This window comes from Frigidibacter sp. MR17.24 (assembly GCF_037095655.1).
Lineage (GTDB): Bacteria > Pseudomonadota > Alphaproteobacteria > Rhodobacterales > Rhodobacteraceae > Frigidibacter.
In genome coordinates this window covers 122010-136558 of sequence record NZ_JBAWKE010000002.1, presented here as the reverse complement: position 1 = coordinate 136558, position 14549 = coordinate 122010, and the positions used below count along the sequence as shown (strand labels likewise).

The 14549-nt window shown below is 69.0% G+C and carries 10 protein-coding genes and 2 tRNA genes; 4 read left to right on the top strand and 8 right to left on the bottom strand.

Translation table 11 applies throughout. From position 1 onward, the window contains the following. Positions 1–45: 45 nt before the first annotated feature. Genes V8J39_RS07830 through V8J39_RS07815 form a run of 4 tightly spaced genes read right to left on the bottom strand, consistent with a single transcriptional unit; the run spans position 46 to position 3770 of the window. Positions 46–819: an ABC transporter permease gene (locus V8J39_RS07830; protein WP_336460336.1), complete on the bottom strand. Its 774-nt coding sequence runs from the start codon at positions 817–819 to the stop codon at positions 46–48. After that, positions 803–1630: an ABC transporter ATP-binding protein gene (locus tag V8J39_RS07825; protein ID WP_336460335.1), complete on the bottom strand. Its 828-nt coding sequence runs from the start codon at positions 1628–1630 to the stop codon at positions 803–805. The genes V8J39_RS07830 and V8J39_RS07825 overlap by 17 nt, the downstream gene beginning before the upstream one ends. A gap of 14 nt (positions 1631–1644) precedes the next feature. Beyond that, entirely contained in the window at positions 1645–2646 is a 1002-nt protein-coding gene (locus V8J39_RS07820) for an ABC transporter substrate-binding protein (RefSeq protein WP_336460334.1), read from the bottom strand. 41 nt (positions 2647–2687) lie between these two features. After that, complete coding sequence (locus V8J39_RS07815) at positions 2688–3770, bottom strand: 4-oxalomesaconate tautomerase (protein ID WP_336460333.1); 1083 nt, start codon at positions 3768–3770, stop codon at positions 2688–2690. A 112-nt stretch (positions 3771–3882) separates the two neighbouring features. Between V8J39_RS07815 and V8J39_RS07810 the strand changes: the two genes are divergently transcribed. Beyond that, the gene (locus V8J39_RS07810; RefSeq protein ID WP_336460332.1) at positions 3883–4830 is read left to right on the top strand and encodes a LysR family transcriptional regulator; all 948 of its coding nucleotides are present in this window, start codon (positions 3883–3885) and stop codon (positions 4828–4830) included. A gap of 84 nt (positions 4831–4914) precedes the next feature. Here V8J39_RS07810 and V8J39_RS07805 read toward each other — a convergent pair. The 3 genes from V8J39_RS07805 to V8J39_RS07795 form a co-directional block, all read right to left on the bottom strand. Beyond that, positions 4915–4989, bottom strand: a tRNA-Gly gene (locus V8J39_RS07805). 37 nt (positions 4990–5026) lie between these two features. Then, positions 5027–5101 (bottom strand) — tRNA-Gly (locus V8J39_RS07800). A 91-nt stretch (positions 5102–5192) separates the two neighbouring features. Continuing rightward, positions 5193–8630: a pyruvate carboxylase gene (locus tag V8J39_RS07795; protein WP_336460331.1), complete on the bottom strand. Its 3438-nt coding sequence runs from the start codon at positions 8628–8630 to the stop codon at positions 5193–5195. A 313-nt stretch (positions 8631–8943) separates the two neighbouring features. On the opposite strand from V8J39_RS07795, the gene V8J39_RS07790 reads away from it, so the two are divergent. Both V8J39_RS07790 and V8J39_RS07785 read left to right on the top strand, forming a co-directional pair. Further along, positions 8944–11397, top strand: a complete 2454-nt coding sequence (locus V8J39_RS07790; protein WP_336460330.1) for an ATP-dependent helicase — start codon at positions 8944–8946, stop codon at positions 11395–11397. 80 nt (positions 11398–11477) lie between these two features. Beyond that, entirely contained in the window at positions 11478–11981 is a 504-nt protein-coding gene (locus tag V8J39_RS07785) for a DUF4405 domain-containing protein (protein ID WP_336460329.1), read from the top strand. A gap of 663 nt (positions 11982–12644) precedes the next feature. Here V8J39_RS07785 and V8J39_RS07780 read toward each other — a convergent pair. Continuing rightward, positions 12645–12866 (bottom strand): DUF1127 domain-containing protein, encoded by a 222-nt coding sequence (locus tag V8J39_RS07780; RefSeq protein ID WP_336460328.1) that lies wholly within the window; start codon positions 12864–12866, stop codon positions 12645–12647. A gap of 284 nt (positions 12867–13150) precedes the next feature. On the opposite strand from V8J39_RS07780, the gene V8J39_RS07775 reads away from it, so the two are divergent. After that, positions 13151–14302 carry an Mrp/NBP35 family ATP-binding protein gene (locus V8J39_RS07775; protein ID WP_336460327.1) on the top strand — a complete coding sequence of 384 codons (1152 nt, stop codon included), beginning with the start codon at positions 13151–13153 and terminating at the stop codon, positions 14300–14302. The last annotated feature ends 247 nt before the right edge of the window (positions 14303–14549 follow it).

The window sequence follows — 14549 nt, the reverse complement described above, 5'->3', positions numbered from 1 at the left end:
GGCCCCCCGGGGGTCCCCCGCGGCAGTGTCGGATGGTCTTCGCGGTCAGGCGGGGCGTTCGTTCGCGTTCGGCCGCCAGGTGATAAGCCGGCGCTCGGCCAAGTCGAGCATCTGGTCGATGATCAGCACGAAGATCGCCAGGATGATGATGCCGGCAAAGACCCCGACCGCATCGAAATTGCCCTCGGCCTGGGCGATCAGATAGCCCAGCCCGGCCGAAGAACCGAGGTATTCGCCGATGATCGCGCCGACCACCGCAAAGCCCACGGAGGTGCGCAGCGACGACAGGATCCAGCTGGCGGCCGCCGGGAAATAGACATGGCGCAGCAGCTCGGACCGGCGGGCGCCAAGGACGCGGGCATTCGCCAGCACCACCGGGTTCACCTCGCGCACGCCCTGCATCGCGTTGAAGAAGGTCACGAAGAAGACCAGCGTCACCGCCAGCGCCACCTTCGACCAGAGCCCGAGGCCGAGCCAGAGCACGAAGATCGGCGCGAGAACGACGCGCGGGATCGCGTTCAGCCCCTTGATGAACGGATCGAGGATCCGCGCGGCGCTGCGGCTGAGACCCAGCCAGACGCCCGCCGTCACGCCAAGCCCGGTGCCGATGACATAGCCCAGCACGGTTTCGGACAGGGTGATGCCGACATGGCGGTAGAAGCCGGTGTCGGTGACCCAGGCCACGATCTGGCCCGCGATCTCGAAGGGCGGGGGGAAGAAGAAGCGGTCGATGACCCCGGCGCTGACGCCGGCCTGCCAGCCGCCGACGATCACGACAAGGATGACCAGCTGGATCAGGCGTTCATGCGCGGCGTTCATAGCTTTTCTCCACTTCGCCGCGCAGCGACGCCCAGATGTTGCGGTAAAGCTCGAGGAAGCGCGCATCGAGCTTGATCTCGGCCACGTCGCGCGGCCGCTCGAGATCGACGGGGAAGCTGTCGATCACCCGGCTGCGCGGGCCCGAGGCCAGGACCACGACGCGGTCGCCCAGCGCGATGGCCTCCTCGAGGTCGTGGGTGATCATCACCACCGCGCGGCGATCCTCCTGCCACAGGCGCAGCAGCTCGTTCTGCATCAGGTGGCGGGTGTGGATGTCCAGCGCCGAGAACGGCTCGTCCATCAGGATCACCTTCGGCCCGGTGATCAGCGCCTGCGCCATCTGCACCCGCTTGCGCTGGCCGCCGGACAGCTGGTGGGGGAAGCGGTCCTCGAACCCCTTCAGCCCGACCTTGGCCAGCCAGGCCATCGCATCGGCTCGCCGCTCGGTACGGCCGACGCCCTTGAACATCGGGCCAAGCTCGACATTCTCGATCGCGGTCTTCCAGGGCAGCAGCGCGTCCTGCTGGAACAGGTAACCGATGTCGCCGCCGACACCCGACACCGGGGCGCCGTCGATCGACACCGTGCCCATGGCGGGTTTCAGAAGGCCGGCGATCGCGTTCAGGATCGTGCTCTTGCCGCAGCCGGTGGGGCCGACGATGGCGAGAAACTCGCCATCCGCCACCGTCAGGTTCACGTCGTCCACGGCGACGAACTCGCCGAAGGCCATTCGCACGCCCCGCAGCTCGACCATCGGCCGGGCCGGGGCAAGCTGCGGCTGGTGCAGCGGTTTCAGGGCAGCCAGTGCCATCTTTTCTGCCCTCCTCAGTTCGAGGTCTCGGCCGGGACGGCCTCGACGAAGCGGTTGGTGTAGGTCTGGCCCAGGTCGATCTCGGCGCGCGCGACCGAGTCGTTGAAGGTCTTCAGCACCGCCAGCGGCGTCTCGACATCCCCGGCCACGAACAGCCCGTCCTGCGAGAAGATCGCCTTCGCGTTGGCCACCGCCTTGGTATAGGTGGCGGCATCGCCCGAGATGAATTCCGGCGGCAGGGTCGCGACGATCTCTTCGGGGCTGTGCGTCCGCATCCAGTGCAGGGCGCGGACGGTGGCATTGGTGACCTTCTGCACGGTCTCGGGATTGTCGTCGATGAAGTCCTGCGTCGCGTAGAGCACCGAGGTCGGGTAGATCCCGCCATAGACCGCCTTCGCGCCCTCGTCGCTGCGCGCGTCGATCAGGATCCTGCCCACGCCCTTCTCCTGCACGAAGGTCGCCGCCGGGTCGTAGTTCACCAGCAGGTCGATCTTGCCCTGTTCCAGCGCCGCGACGGCGGCCGAGCCCGAGCCGACGCCGATGATCGCGATGTCGTCGGCCGTCATGCCGTGCTGCTTGAGGTAGTAGCGGATGAAGAAGTCCGAGGACGACCCGGGCGAGGTGATGCCGACCTTGGCGCCCTTGATCGTGTCGGGCCGGGCGGGGTCGAACGTGGTGTCCGGGCCGCCGGCCAGCACCAGCCCCGAGTTCCGGGCAAGCTGAACGAAGCCTACGACATGCTTGTTCTGGGCCTGCATCTGGATCGTGTGGTCGTAGAAGCCCACCGCGATGTCGGTCGATCCCGCGACCAGCGCCTGCAGCGTCTTCGAGCCGCCCGAGGCGAAGTTGTCGACCGTGACGTCCAGCCCCTCGTCCGCGTAGAAGCCCAGGCCCTGGGCCACCGGGAACGGCAGGTTGTTGAGGTTGTAGGACCCGACGCTGATCCGGACATCCTGCGCGGCGGCAGGCAGCGCCAGCAGGGTCGAGGTCGCCAGGGCGATCGCTAGGTGTTTCATCGTCATCTCCTCCTGAGGGGCACCCTCCCGGTGCCGGAACGTCATGCCGCGATGGTGGCGGCCGTCTTGGGCTTGGCATAGACCACGCCGTCGAACAGGCGGCGGGCCGTGCGCAGGACGCCCGCCGTGGTCGTGCCGTCGCGGTCGTCCAGAACGATGTCCAGCCGGCCGCCCGGATGTTCGAGCTGCAGGGTCGCGGGCAGGGTCCGCGGCCCGGCGATCTCGGCCGCCAGCGTCCCTGGCGAGATCGCGGCGGTGGCGATGCCGACGGCGCCCGTGGTCGCCAGCGAGGGGTGGCAGTCGGCGGGCATGAAATAGCGAACGCACAGCGTGCCGCCGTCGCGCGGCGGGGCCAGCAGCACCGGCTTCGGCGTGACCTGCGCCGCGACGTCGCCCATCCCCATGCGCCGGCCGGCCGCGCGGCGGATCGCCTCGAGCCGCGCCAGAAGTGCCGTATCGGCGCTGAGCGCGGCCGCGCTCTCGTAGCCGGTCGCGCCAAGGCTGGCGGCGGCCAGCAGCACCATGGGCATCGCGCAGTCGATGCAGGTCACCTCGACACCGTCGATGACGTCGCGCCGCTGGCCCGTCGGGAACAGCCGCCCCGTGCGGGCCCCGGCCGCGTCGAGGAAGGTCAGCGAGATCGGCGCGGCCAGCCCCGGCACGCCGTCGATCGAGGCGTCGCCGAGATAGGTCACCGCGCCCCCGGGCGTGGCCAGTCGCGCCTCGATGATCTTGCCGGTGTTCACATTGTGGATGCGCACCATCGTCTGGTCCTGCCGCGCCGGGACCAGGCCGGCCTCGATCGCGAAGGGGGCGACCGCGGCCAGCATGTTGCCGCAGTTCGGCGACGTGTCGACGATCTGCTGGTCGACCCGGACCTGGGCGAAGAGATAGTCGACATCGGCGCGCGGATCGGTCGGCGGGCCGACGATCGCCACCTTGCTGGTGACCGGATTGCCGCCGCCGATGCCGTCGATCTGCAGCGGATGGCCGGAGCCCATCACCGACAGCAGGATGCGGTCGCGGGCCGCGACGTCGGCCGGCAGGTCGCGGGCCAGGAAGAACGGCCCCTTCGACGTGCCGCCGCGCATCAGGACGCAAGGGATCGATTGAAGATCGTTCATGTTGCGCGCCCTCCCAGTATTGATGCACAAGGCAGATCAAATTGCGCGTTCCTTGCTTGTGTCAGGAAATCGCCGATCTTTTAAATGCCAATATCGCTGGATTTATTGCGCCATGAGCATCAATTGCGAGATCCTCGACCTTCGCGCCTTCCTGTCCGTCGTCGATCTGCAGGGTTTCCACCGCGCGGCCGAGGCTCTGAACCTGTCGCAATCGGCGCTGAGCCGGCGGATCCAGAAGCTGGAGCAGGCGGTGGGCGCGCCGCTGCTGGAGCGCACGACGCGCCACGTCTCGCTGACGGCGATCGGCAGCGAGCTGATCCCGCTGGTGCGGCGGATGATCGAGGAATTCGACACCTCGCTGTTCAGGGTGAGCGAGGTCGGGCGCCACAGCGGCGCGCTCGTCACCATCGCCTGCATCCCGACGGCCGCGTTCTACTTCCTGCCGACCGTGATCCGCGAGTTCGCCCGGGTCTATCCCAACATCCGCTTCCGCATCCTCGACCTGACGGCGGTCGACGGCCTGCAGGCGGTCGCGCGCGGCGAGGTCGAATTCGGCATCAACATCATGGGAAGCTCGGACCCGGACCTGGAGTTCATGCACCTGGCCGACGACCCCTTCGTCCTCGCGGTGCGCAAGGAACACCCGCTGGCCGCGAAGCCTGTCGTCGACTGGCGCGACCTCGGGGAGTATCCGCTGATCACCGTGCACCGCTCGAGCGGCAACAGGACGCTGCTGGACACGGCGCTGGCCCGGCACGACCTGAAGCTGCACTGGACCTACGAAGTGACGCACCTGTCGACCTCGCTTGGCCTGGTGGAGCAGGGGCTTGGCATCTCGGTCCTGCCGCGGCTTGCGACGCCGGGCGGCGACCACCCGTTCCTCGTGACGCGCCGGCTGGCCGCGCCGGAGATCTCGCGCCCGATCGGCGTGGTGAAACGGCGCAATGCCCGCCTCTCGCCGGCCGCGGCCCGCTTTCTCGACATGCTCCTGGGCACCTGGGCCGAGGACAGCACCCGGACACCGGCCATGCCTTCGCCCCCGGACACCGGGCAAGCCTGACAGGCGTACGATCGCCGGGCTGTCGCGGGCAGGGAAGGGGCAAACGCGAACGGCCGGCCCCGAGGGACCGGCCGGTTCGTGTATTGGAGCGGGCGATGAGATTCGAACTCACGACCCTAACCTTGGCAAGGTTATGCTCTACCCCTGAGCTACGCCCGCGCTCCGTTTCCCCTTGAGGCGGGGACCACCACCGAACTGGAGCGGGCGATGAGATTCGAACTCACGACCCTAACCTTGGCAAGGTTATGCTCTACCCCTGAGCTACGCCCGCAACCGGTTCCGGTGGGGGGCTGATTAGGGCGTCGGACGGGCGGGCGCAAGAGGAAAAATGCGCCCGCCCGCAAAGCGTCGTAGGGGCAGGTTCAGTCCAGCTCGACGAGGAGGTCCTTCGCGTCGATCTGCGTTCCTGCGGCGACGTGGAGGGCCTTGACGGTCGCGGCGCGGTCGGCGTGGATGCCGGTCTCCATCTTCATCGCCTCGATGGTCAGCAGCAGGTCGCCCGCGTTGACCTTCTGGCCCGGCGTGACCGCGACCGAGGCGATCGAGCCCGGCATCGGCGCGCCGATGTGATTGGGATTGCCCTCGGCCGCCTTGGGCTTGGCCGCCGTCTTGGCCTTGACCATCCGGTTCGCGACCCGGATCACCCGGGGCTGGCCGTTCAGCTCGAAGAACACCCGCACGTCGCCCTCGTCGGTGGTCTCGCCCACGGTCTGCAGCCGGATCTCCAGCGTCTTGCCCGGGTCGAGCTCGACCGAGGCCTCCTCGCCGGGTTGCATGCCGTAGAAGAACACCGGCGTCGGCAGCACGCGCACCGGCCCGTAGGTCTCGTGGCGCTTGACGTAGTCGGTGAAGACCTTGGGATACATCAGGTAGCCGTTGAGATCCTCGTCATCGACGCTGCGGTCGAGATCCTTCTCGAGCATGGCGCGCGTCGCGTCGAGGTCGACCGGCGGCAGGCTCGCGCCCGGACGCTCGGTCGAGGGCGCCTCGCCCTTCAGCACTTTGGCGACGATCCCCGCCGGGAAGCCGCCCGGGGGCTGGCCGAGGTTGCCCTTCATCATGTCGACGACCGAGTCGGGGAAGGCGACATCGGTCTTCGGATCCTCGACCTGCGCGCGCGTCAGCCCCTGCGCCACCATCATCAGCGCCATGTCGCCCACGACCTTGGACGAGGGCGTCACCTTCACGATGTCGCCGAACATCATGTTCACGTCGGCATAGGTCTTGGCGACCTCGTGCCAGCGCTCCTCCAGCCCCAGCGAGCGCGCCTGCGCCTTGAGGTTGGTGAACTGCCCGCCCGGCATCTCGTGCAGGTAGACCTCGGAGGCCGGCGCCTCGAGCCCGCTCTCGAAGGCCGCGTACTGGTCGCGCACCGCCTCCCAGTAGTTCGACATCGCCCGGATCGCGCCGATGTCGAGCCCGGTGTCGCGCTCGGTGTGGCGCAGCGCCTCGACGATCGAGCCCAGGCAGGGCTGCGAGGTGCCGCCCGAGAAGGCGTCCATCGCCGCGTCGACGGCGTCGACGCCGGCGTCGGCCGCGGCCAGCACCGTCGCGCCCGAGATGCCCGAGGTGTCGTGGGTGTGGAAGTGGATCGGCAGGCCCACCTCCTGCTTCAGGGTGCGGATCAGGGTGCGGGCCGAGGCGGGCTTCAGAAGCCCCGCCATGTCCTTCAGCCCCAGCACGTGCGCGCCCGCGGCGCGCAGCTCCTTGCCCATCGCGACGTAGTATTTCAGGTCGTACTTCGCGCGATCGGGATCCAGGAGGTCGCCGGTGTAGCAGATCGCCGCCTCGCAGACCTTGTCGGCCTCGATCACCGCATCCATCGCCACGCGCATGTTCTCGACCCAGTTCAGCGAATCGAAGACGCGGAACACGTCGATCCCGGTCTCGGCCGCCTGGCGGACGAAGCTGATCACGACGTTGTCGGGATAGTTGGTGTAGCCGACCCCGTTCGAGGCCCTGAGCAGCATCTGCGTCATCAGGTTCGGCATCCGCTCGCGCAGGTCGCGCAGGCGCTGCCAGGGGCATTCCTGCAGGAAGCGGTAGGCCACGTCGAAGGTGGCGCCGCCCCAGCATTCGACCGAGAACAGCTGCGGCAGGTTCGCGGCATAGGCGGGGGCCGCGCGGATCATGTCGATCGACCGCATCCGGGTCGCCAGCAGCGACTGGTGGCCGTCGCGCATCGTCGTGTCGGTCAGCAGAAGCTTGGTCTGGCTGGCCATCCAGTCGGCAACCGCCTGCGGACCCTTCTGTTCCAGAATCTGGCGGGTGCCCAGCGCGGGCTCGGCCATCTTCCTCGGCGGCACCGGCTTCCTCGCCTCGGCCGCGGGTTTGGGGCGCCCGGCGGTCTCGGGGTGACCGTTCACGGTGATGTCGGCGATGTAGGTCAGGATCTTGGTCGCCCGGTCCTGCCGCTGGCGGAAGTCGAACAGGTCCGCCGTCGTGTCGATGAACTTGGTCGTGTAGGTGTCGTCGAGGAAGGTCGGGTGCTTGAGCAGGTTGATCACGAAGTCGATGTTCGTGCTGACCCCGCGCACCCGGAATTCGCGCAGCGCCCGGTCCATCCGCGCGATCGCGGCCTCGGGCGTCTGCGCCCGCGCGGTGACCTTCACGAGAAGCGAGTCGTAGTAGCGCGTGATCACCCCGCCGGCATAGGCGGTGCCGCCGTCCAGCCGGATCCCCGCGCCGGTGGCCGAGCGATAGGCGGTGATGCGGCCGTAGTCGGGGATGAAGTTGTTCTGCGGGTCTTCCGTCGTGACCCGGCACTGCAGCGCGTGGCCCAGAAGCTTCACCTCGGCCTGGCTCGGAACGCCCGTCGCCTCGGCCAGCGTCTTGCCCTCGGCGATCTTGATCTGCGCCTGCACGATGTCGATGCCGGTGACCTCCTCGGTCACGGTGTGCTCGACCTGGACGCGGGGGTTCACCTCGATGAAGTAGAACCTGCCGTCGTCCATATCCATCAGGAACTCGACGGTGCCGGCGCATTCGTAGTTCACGTGCTGGCAGATCTTCTTGCCCAGCGCGCAGATCTCGTCGCGCTGCTCGGGCGTCAGGTAGGGGGCGGGGGCGCGCTCGACAACCTTCTGGTTGCGCCGCTGCACGGTGCAGTCGCGCTCAAAGAGGTGGTAGATCTCGCCGAACTTGTCGCCGAGGATCTGCACCTCGACGTGGCGGGCGCGCAGGATCATCTTCTCCAGATAACCCTCGCCGTTGCCGAAGGCGGCCTCGGCCTCGCGCCGGCCCTCGCGGACCTTCTCGACCAGCTCCTCGGGGCCGGTGATCGGGCGCATGCCGCGGCCGCCGCCGCCCCAGCTGGCCTTGAGCATCAGCGGATAGCCGATCTCGGCCGCCTCGGCCTTGATCGCGTCGAAATCGTCGCCCAGCACCTCGGTCGCCGGGATCACCGGCACGCCGGCCTCGATCGCCACCCGCCGCGCGCTGGCCTTGTCGCCCAGCGCGCGCATCGTCTCGGCCTTCGGGCCGATGAAGGTGATGCCGGCCTGGAAGCAGGCCTCGACGAATTCGGGGTTTTCCGACAGCAGGCCGTAGCCCGGGTGGATCGCATCGGCGCCCGCCTCTTTCGCGACGCGGATGATCTCGGGGATCGACAGGTAGGCGGCGACGGGACCCAGCCCCTCGCCGATCCGGTAGGCCTCGTCGGCCTTGAACCGGTGCAGCGAAAGCTTGTCCTCCTCGGCGTAGACCGCGACGGTCTTCTTGCCCATCTCGTTGGCGGCCCGCATCACGCGGATCGCGATCTCGCCACGGTTGGCGATCAGGATCTTCTTGAATTCGGTCATCTTATCCTCCGTGCCGCGATGACGCGTGGGCGGCACTAATCATGAAGCTTCCGTGATGCCGCGCCGCAGCGCAAGGCGCGGTGCGACCGCTCACCGCCTGTCACCGACAGTTTCGCAAAGCCACCCGCCGTCGTTCCGGTGGCGCAGGGGTATCTGCGCAAAGATCGGCGGCCCCGGGGGCCTTTGCCCGCCAATGACGCTGGGTCACGCGGGCGGCGGGGCGCGTGTTCGAATCCTTCCGATCTCGCTTTTGGGGTGAACGGACCGGGAACTTCGGCTTCCCTCACCCGCGCCGAACCGCTAGATTGCGGCCATGAGCAGGTTCGACGACGACGACGCATTCGAAAGCGCGGCCCAGGCCGTGTCCCTGTCCCAGCGGGCGATGGCCGCGCGCGGGCAGGCGCAGCCCTATCTGGACGACCTGAACCCCGCGCAGCGCCAGGCGGTCGAAACGCTCGACGGCCCCGTGCTGATGCTGGCGGGGGCGGGGACCGGCAAGACCAAGGCGCTGACCACGCGCATCGCGCACCTGCTGACGACGGGGCGCGCCCGCCCGAACGAGATCCTGTCGGTGACCTTCACCAACAAGGCCGCGCGCGAGATGAAGGAACGGGTGGGGCGCCTTCTGGGCCACGCGGCCGAGGGGATGCCCTGGATGGGCACCTTCCACTCGATCTCGGTCAAGATCCTGCGCCGGCATGCCGAGCTTGCGGGGCTGAAGTCGAACTTCACCATCCTCGACACCGACGACCAGATCCGGCTGCTGAAGCAGGTGATCGCCGCCGCCGAGATGGACGAGAAGCGCTGGCCCGCGCGCCAGCTTGCCGGGCTGATCGATGGCTGGAAGAACCGCGCGCTGACGCCTTCGAAGGTGCCGTCCTCCGAGGCCTCGGCCTTCAACAACCGCGGGACCGAGCTTTACGAGGCCTATCAGGACCGCCTGCGGTCGCTGAACGCCGTCGATTTCGGCGACCTGCTTCTGCATGTCGTCACGATCTTCCAGGCCTACCCGGACGTGCTGGGCATGTATCAGCGCTTCCTGCCCTACATCCTGGTGGACGAGTACCAGGACACCAACGTCTGCCAGTACCTCTGGCTGCGGCTGCTGGCGCAGGCGAAGAAGAACATCTGCTGCGTCGGCGACGACGACCAGTCGATCTATGGCTGGCGCGGCGCCGAGGTCGGCAACATCCTGCGGTTCGAAAAGGATTTTCCCGGCGCGACCGTGATCCGGCTGGAACAGAACTACCGCTCGACCCCGCATATCCTGGCCGCCGCCTCGGGCGTGATCGCGCAGAACTCCGGCCGGCTTGGCAAGACGCTCTGGACCGATCTCGACCAGGGCGAGAAGGTGCGCCTGATCGGCCACTGGGACGGCGAGGAAGAGGCGCGCTGGATCGGCGAAGAGATCGAGGCGCTTCAGCGCGGCACCCGCCACCTTGCGCCGGTGGCGCTGAACGACCAGGCGATTCTGGTCCGCGCCTCGCATCAGATGCGCGCCTTCGAGGACCGGTTCCTGACCATCGGCCTTCCCTACCGCGTCATCGGCGGGCCGCGGTTCTACGAACGGCTCGAGATCCGCGACGCGATGGCCTATTTCCGTCTCGCGGTCTCGCCCGAGGACGACCTCGCGTTCGAGCGGATCGTCAACACCCCCAAGCGCGGCCTGGGCGACAAGGCGCAGCAGACGATCCAGATGGTGGCGCGGGCCGAGGGGACCAGCCTTCTCGAGGGCGCGCGCACCGCCGTCGCCACCGGGCGGATCGGCGGCAAGGGCGGGGCGGCGCTGCGCAGCCTGGTGACGCTGCTCGACCAGTGGCACGAGCGCGTGCTGGGCGCCTCGGTCGCCACGGCGACGCCGCCGGTCCGCGGCGACGATTCGGATGCGCTGATCGAGCTGGACGTCGACGACGTGCCGCCCGCGCACGACCATTCCCACATCCGGCTCGCCGAGGAGATCCTCGAGGATTCGGGCTACATCGCGATGTGGCAGAACGACAAGACGCCCGAGGCGCCGGGCCGGCTCGAGAACCTCAAGGAACTCGTCAAGGCGCTCGAGCAGTTCGACAACCTGCAGGGCTTCCTCGAGCACGTGTCGCTGATCCTCGACAACGACAACGACGAGGCGGCCGACAAGGTCACGATCATGACCCTGCACGCCGCCAAGGGCCTGGAATTCCCGGCGGTGTTCCTGCCGGGATGGGAGGACGGGCTGTTCCCCAGCCAGCGCTCGCTCGACGAGCAGGGGCTCAAGGGCCTCGAGGAGGAGCGCCGGCTGGCCTATGTCGGCATCACCCGGGCCGAGCGGATCTGCACCATCAGCTTCGCCGGCAACCGGCGCGTCTATGGCCAGTGGCAAAGCCAGCTGCCCTCGCGCTTCATCGACGAGCTGCCCGAGACCCATGTCGAGGTGCTGACCCCGCCGGGCCTCTACGGGCATACCGCGCCCGCCTTCGGCACCTCGGCGGTCGAGGAGCGCGCGACCCGCGCCGATGTCTACAACTCGCCCGGCTGGCGCCGGATGCAGGGCCGCGCCTCCGAGCGCCCGATGGCGCAGCCGCGCGAGACCCGCCATGTCGTCATCGACGCCGAGGCGGTCTCGCCCTTCGACGAGGGCGACCGGGTGTTCCACAAGAAATTCGGCTATGGCACCGTGATCGGGGTCGAGGGCGACAAGCTGGCGGTCGAGTTCGACAAGGCCGGCCCGAAGCGGCTGCTGGGCGGCTTCCTGGTCGCGGCCGAGGATGCCGACGACGTGCCGTTCTGACGCGACGGAGCGGGGCGGGTCGCGCGTAGCAGGGCAGGAACGGGGTCGCGGACCGGCCCCGGCAGCTTTCAGGCCCCCAGATGCGCACATTCCTGTTCCGCTACGCGACCCCCGCGACGCTGACCTTCTTCCTGGTCTCGCTGGTCACGGGCATCGGTCTTTTCTTCCACATCGGCCCCAGCGGCTTTCGCGGCAGCCACGAATGGCTGAGCCTCGTGCTGGTGGTGCCGTTCCTGGCGCATGTCTGGCGCAACTGGCGGGCGATGTTTGGCTACCTGCGGGGGCCGCGGCTTGCGGTCACGGCGGCGGTGACGCTGCTGGCGATGGTGCCGTTCTTCCTGCCCGCGCAGGGCGGCGGCAGTGGCCGCGGCGGGCCGCCGCAAGTCGCGCTGGCACGCCGGGTGCTGGCGGCGCCGGTCCAGGATGTCGCGCCGGTGCTGGGGCTGAACGCCGATGCGCTGGTCGCGGCGCTGGTCGCGGCCGGCTATGCGCCCGAGCCCGGGCTCAGCCTGTCGGCGGTCGCCGCCGCGGCGGGCCGCGACGATGCCGCGATGGCCGCGCTGCTGGCGACGCTGGGCGGCTGAGGCCGCGACGCGCTGATCGTGAGACGATCCCCCGAAACGGAAAACGGCGGCACCCCAGGGAGGAGGAGGGGTGCCGCCGTCTGAACGCTGGGCCCAGGGAGGAGGAGGGGCCCGTCGCGTGTCCGGTGCGGGTCAAGGGCGCGCCTCAGGGAGGAGGAGGAGACGCGACCGACCTTCACCTACGCCGGGGTCCAGGGAGGAGGGAGGACACCGTGCGCATTCTCTGCACGAAGGCGGGCGGCACTCCAGGGAGGAGGAGGGAGCGCCGCCGCTCTTCGCAACGCCGGCCCCAGGGAGGAGGAGGGGGCCGTCGCAGTCCTTGGTGGAAGGCGGCGGTGGCACCCCCAGGGAGGAGGAGGGGGGTGCCACCGGCCTTCGCAACGTCGGGCCCAGGGAGGAGGAGGGGCCCTTCGTGTTCCGTCGTCGCCGGCCCGCATCCCGGACCGACCGGGAGGAGGATGCGGCGGCCCCAGGGAGGAGGAGGGGGCCGCCGCCTGTACGAGACCCCAGGGAGGAGGAGGGGGTCCGCGTCTGCCGACTGGGTCATGGCCATCTGGGCCGGACCCGGTATCTGGTGCGGCGACCCCAGGGAGGAGGAGGGGGCCGCCGCTTATTTCCCAGGCTCAGGGAGGAGGAGGAGCCTCAGGAAACCTTGTATTCCGTTCAGGCCGACTTACCGTAGGCAGCCTCGGCGGCCACCCGGGTGATCATCGAGCGGCTCATGCCGAGATCGGCGAGTTCGCGCGAGGTGAGCGAGCGCAGTTCGCCAAGCGTCTGGTTGAAGACCTTGCGGCGCTGGCGCGCTTCGCTCATCGAGCGGAAGAGGGTGGCGACACGGTCGGCAAAGCCGCGGTCGGTGGTCTGGACGTTCTGTGCGAGTGCCATGAGCGTTGCTTTCGTCTGCGGGTCTGCGGCGGGTCTTGGCATCGTTCGTTGCCGTCTCCGTCGCTGTTGAAGCCAATCTGGCCCCTATGCTGCGTTTGCACAATCCCTCCCGGTCTCAAGCCCGGCATGACGTGAATGCATAACGTCGGATGCCGCTTTTGACAGGCGCTAACAGGGTAAATGCGCAAGCCGCAGGCAGTTTGTGGACAAACGACCCCGAAAGGGCTTGCGAAGCATGGCGAAGCTGCCACATCTCGCAGGAAATCGGAGTGGGAGACCAAAGTATGAGGCCCGATAAAACCACCGTTCTGAACGCCCTTGCCCGAGTCGCGGTTCCCGGAGGGGGCGATATCGTGGGGCGCGACATGGTCAGGGCACTAACTGTTGCCGATGCACCGTCCGGGGGCGGAGTCGCCGTCGGCTTCGTGCTGGAACTGCCCGAAGCGTCGGCCCCCGCCGCCGAGCCGCTGCGCGCGGCAGCCGAAGCGGCGGTGGCCGGGCTGGAGGGCGTCGCGAGCGTCCGGGTCGCCACCGCGGTGGCAGCGCTAACGCCGCAACGCGGCGGCGATGCCGCTCCCGGCACCGCTCCCGGCGCCTCCAAACCCTCCGCCGGCGCGGCGCCCAGCCTCAAGATCGGCGGCCACCCGACACCGCAGGAGCCCGGCCGCACCGGCCCGCAGCGCCTGGCCGGGATCGACCGGATCCTCGCGGTCGCCTCCGGCAAGGGCGGGGTCGGCAAGTCGACGGTCTCGTCCAATCTCGCGGTCGCGCTCGCGCGCGAGGGGCGGCGCGTCGGGCTGCTCGATGCCGATATCTACGGGCCGTCGCAGCCGCGGATGATGGGCGTGAACCGCCGCCCGGCCTCGCCCGACGGCAAGAGCATCGAACCCCTGCACGCGCATGGCGTGACGCTGATGTCGATCGGCTTCATGCTGAAGGAGGAAGAGGCCGTGGTCTGGCGCGGCCCGATGCTGATGGGGGCGCTGCAGCAGCTGCTGACGCAGGTGCAGTGGGGCGCGCTTGACGTGCTGATCGTCGACCTGCCGCCGGGGACGGGCGATGTGCAGCTGACGCTGTGCCAGCGCACGGCGCTGACCGGGGCGCTGGTGGTCTCGACCCCGCAGGACGTGGCGCTTCTGGATGCGCGCCGGGCGATCGACATGTTCGGCAAGCTGAAGACCCCGGTGCTGGGCCTGATCGAGAACATGTCGACCTATGTCTGCCCGAACTGCGGCCACGAGGCGCATCTCTTCGGCCATGGCGGTGTCGGCGCCGAGGCCGAGCGGCTGGGCCTGCCGTTCCTGGGCGAGATCCCCCTCAGCCTCGACATCCGGCTGGCCGGGGACGCGGGCACCCCCGTCGCCGCGGGCGAGGGGCCGGAGGCCGAGGCCTACCGCCGGCTCGCGCAGCGTCTGGTCGCCGGCGGCATGGGCTGACACGGGCGCCGGCACCGGCTGGCACTGGCCGGCACGGGCTGGCACGGGATTTCGCGGGAGCGATCGCTGGGAATTCACGGGAAGGCGGTGCCGGGCGGCGCCGCCTTCCTGCGTTTCGGCGCCCCGCATCGGGGACCTGCCGCGATTCTCGCCTTGCTGCGCTGGAGATTCGGGTTCCCACGCTCACGGGAACGCGATCCGCCGTGAGGTCTGGGCGGATTTTCGTGAGTCGGCCCCCGACTCTGTG

What these genes read in the sequence shown, in the direction of transcription:
- V8J39_RS07830 (WP_336460336.1), bottom strand. Translation starts at nt 819, where the DNA reads ATGAACGCCGCGCATGAACGCCTGATCCAGCTGGTCATCCTTGTCGTG.
- V8J39_RS07825 (WP_336460335.1), bottom strand. Translation starts at nt 1,630, where the DNA reads ATGGCACTGGCTGCCCTGAAACCGCTGCACCAGCCGCAGCTTGCCCCG.
- V8J39_RS07820 (WP_336460334.1), bottom strand. Translation starts at nt 2,646, where the DNA reads ATGAAACACCTAGCGATCGCCCTGGCGACCTCGACCCTGCTGGCGCTG.
- V8J39_RS07815 (WP_336460333.1), bottom strand. Translation starts at nt 3,770, where the DNA reads ATGAACGATCTTCAATCGATCCCTTGCGTCCTGATGCGCGGCGGCACG.
- V8J39_RS07810 (WP_336460332.1), top strand. Translation starts at nt 3,883, where the DNA reads ATGAGCATCAATTGCGAGATCCTCGACCTTCGCGCCTTCCTGTCCGTC.
- V8J39_RS07795 (WP_336460331.1), bottom strand. Translation starts at nt 8,630, where the DNA reads ATGACCGAATTCAAGAAGATCCTGATCGCCAACCGTGGCGAGATCGCG.
- V8J39_RS07790 (WP_336460330.1), top strand. Translation starts at nt 8,944, where the DNA reads ATGAGCAGGTTCGACGACGACGACGCATTCGAAAGCGCGGCCCAGGCC.
- V8J39_RS07785 (WP_336460329.1), top strand. Translation starts at nt 11,478, where the DNA reads ATGCGCACATTCCTGTTCCGCTACGCGACCCCCGCGACGCTGACCTTC.
- V8J39_RS07780 (WP_336460328.1), bottom strand. Translation starts at nt 12,866, where the DNA reads ATGGCACTCGCACAGAACGTCCAGACCACCGACCGCGGCTTTGCCGAC.
- V8J39_RS07775 (WP_336460327.1), top strand. Translation starts at nt 13,151, where the DNA reads ATGAGGCCCGATAAAACCACCGTTCTGAACGCCCTTGCCCGAGTCGCG.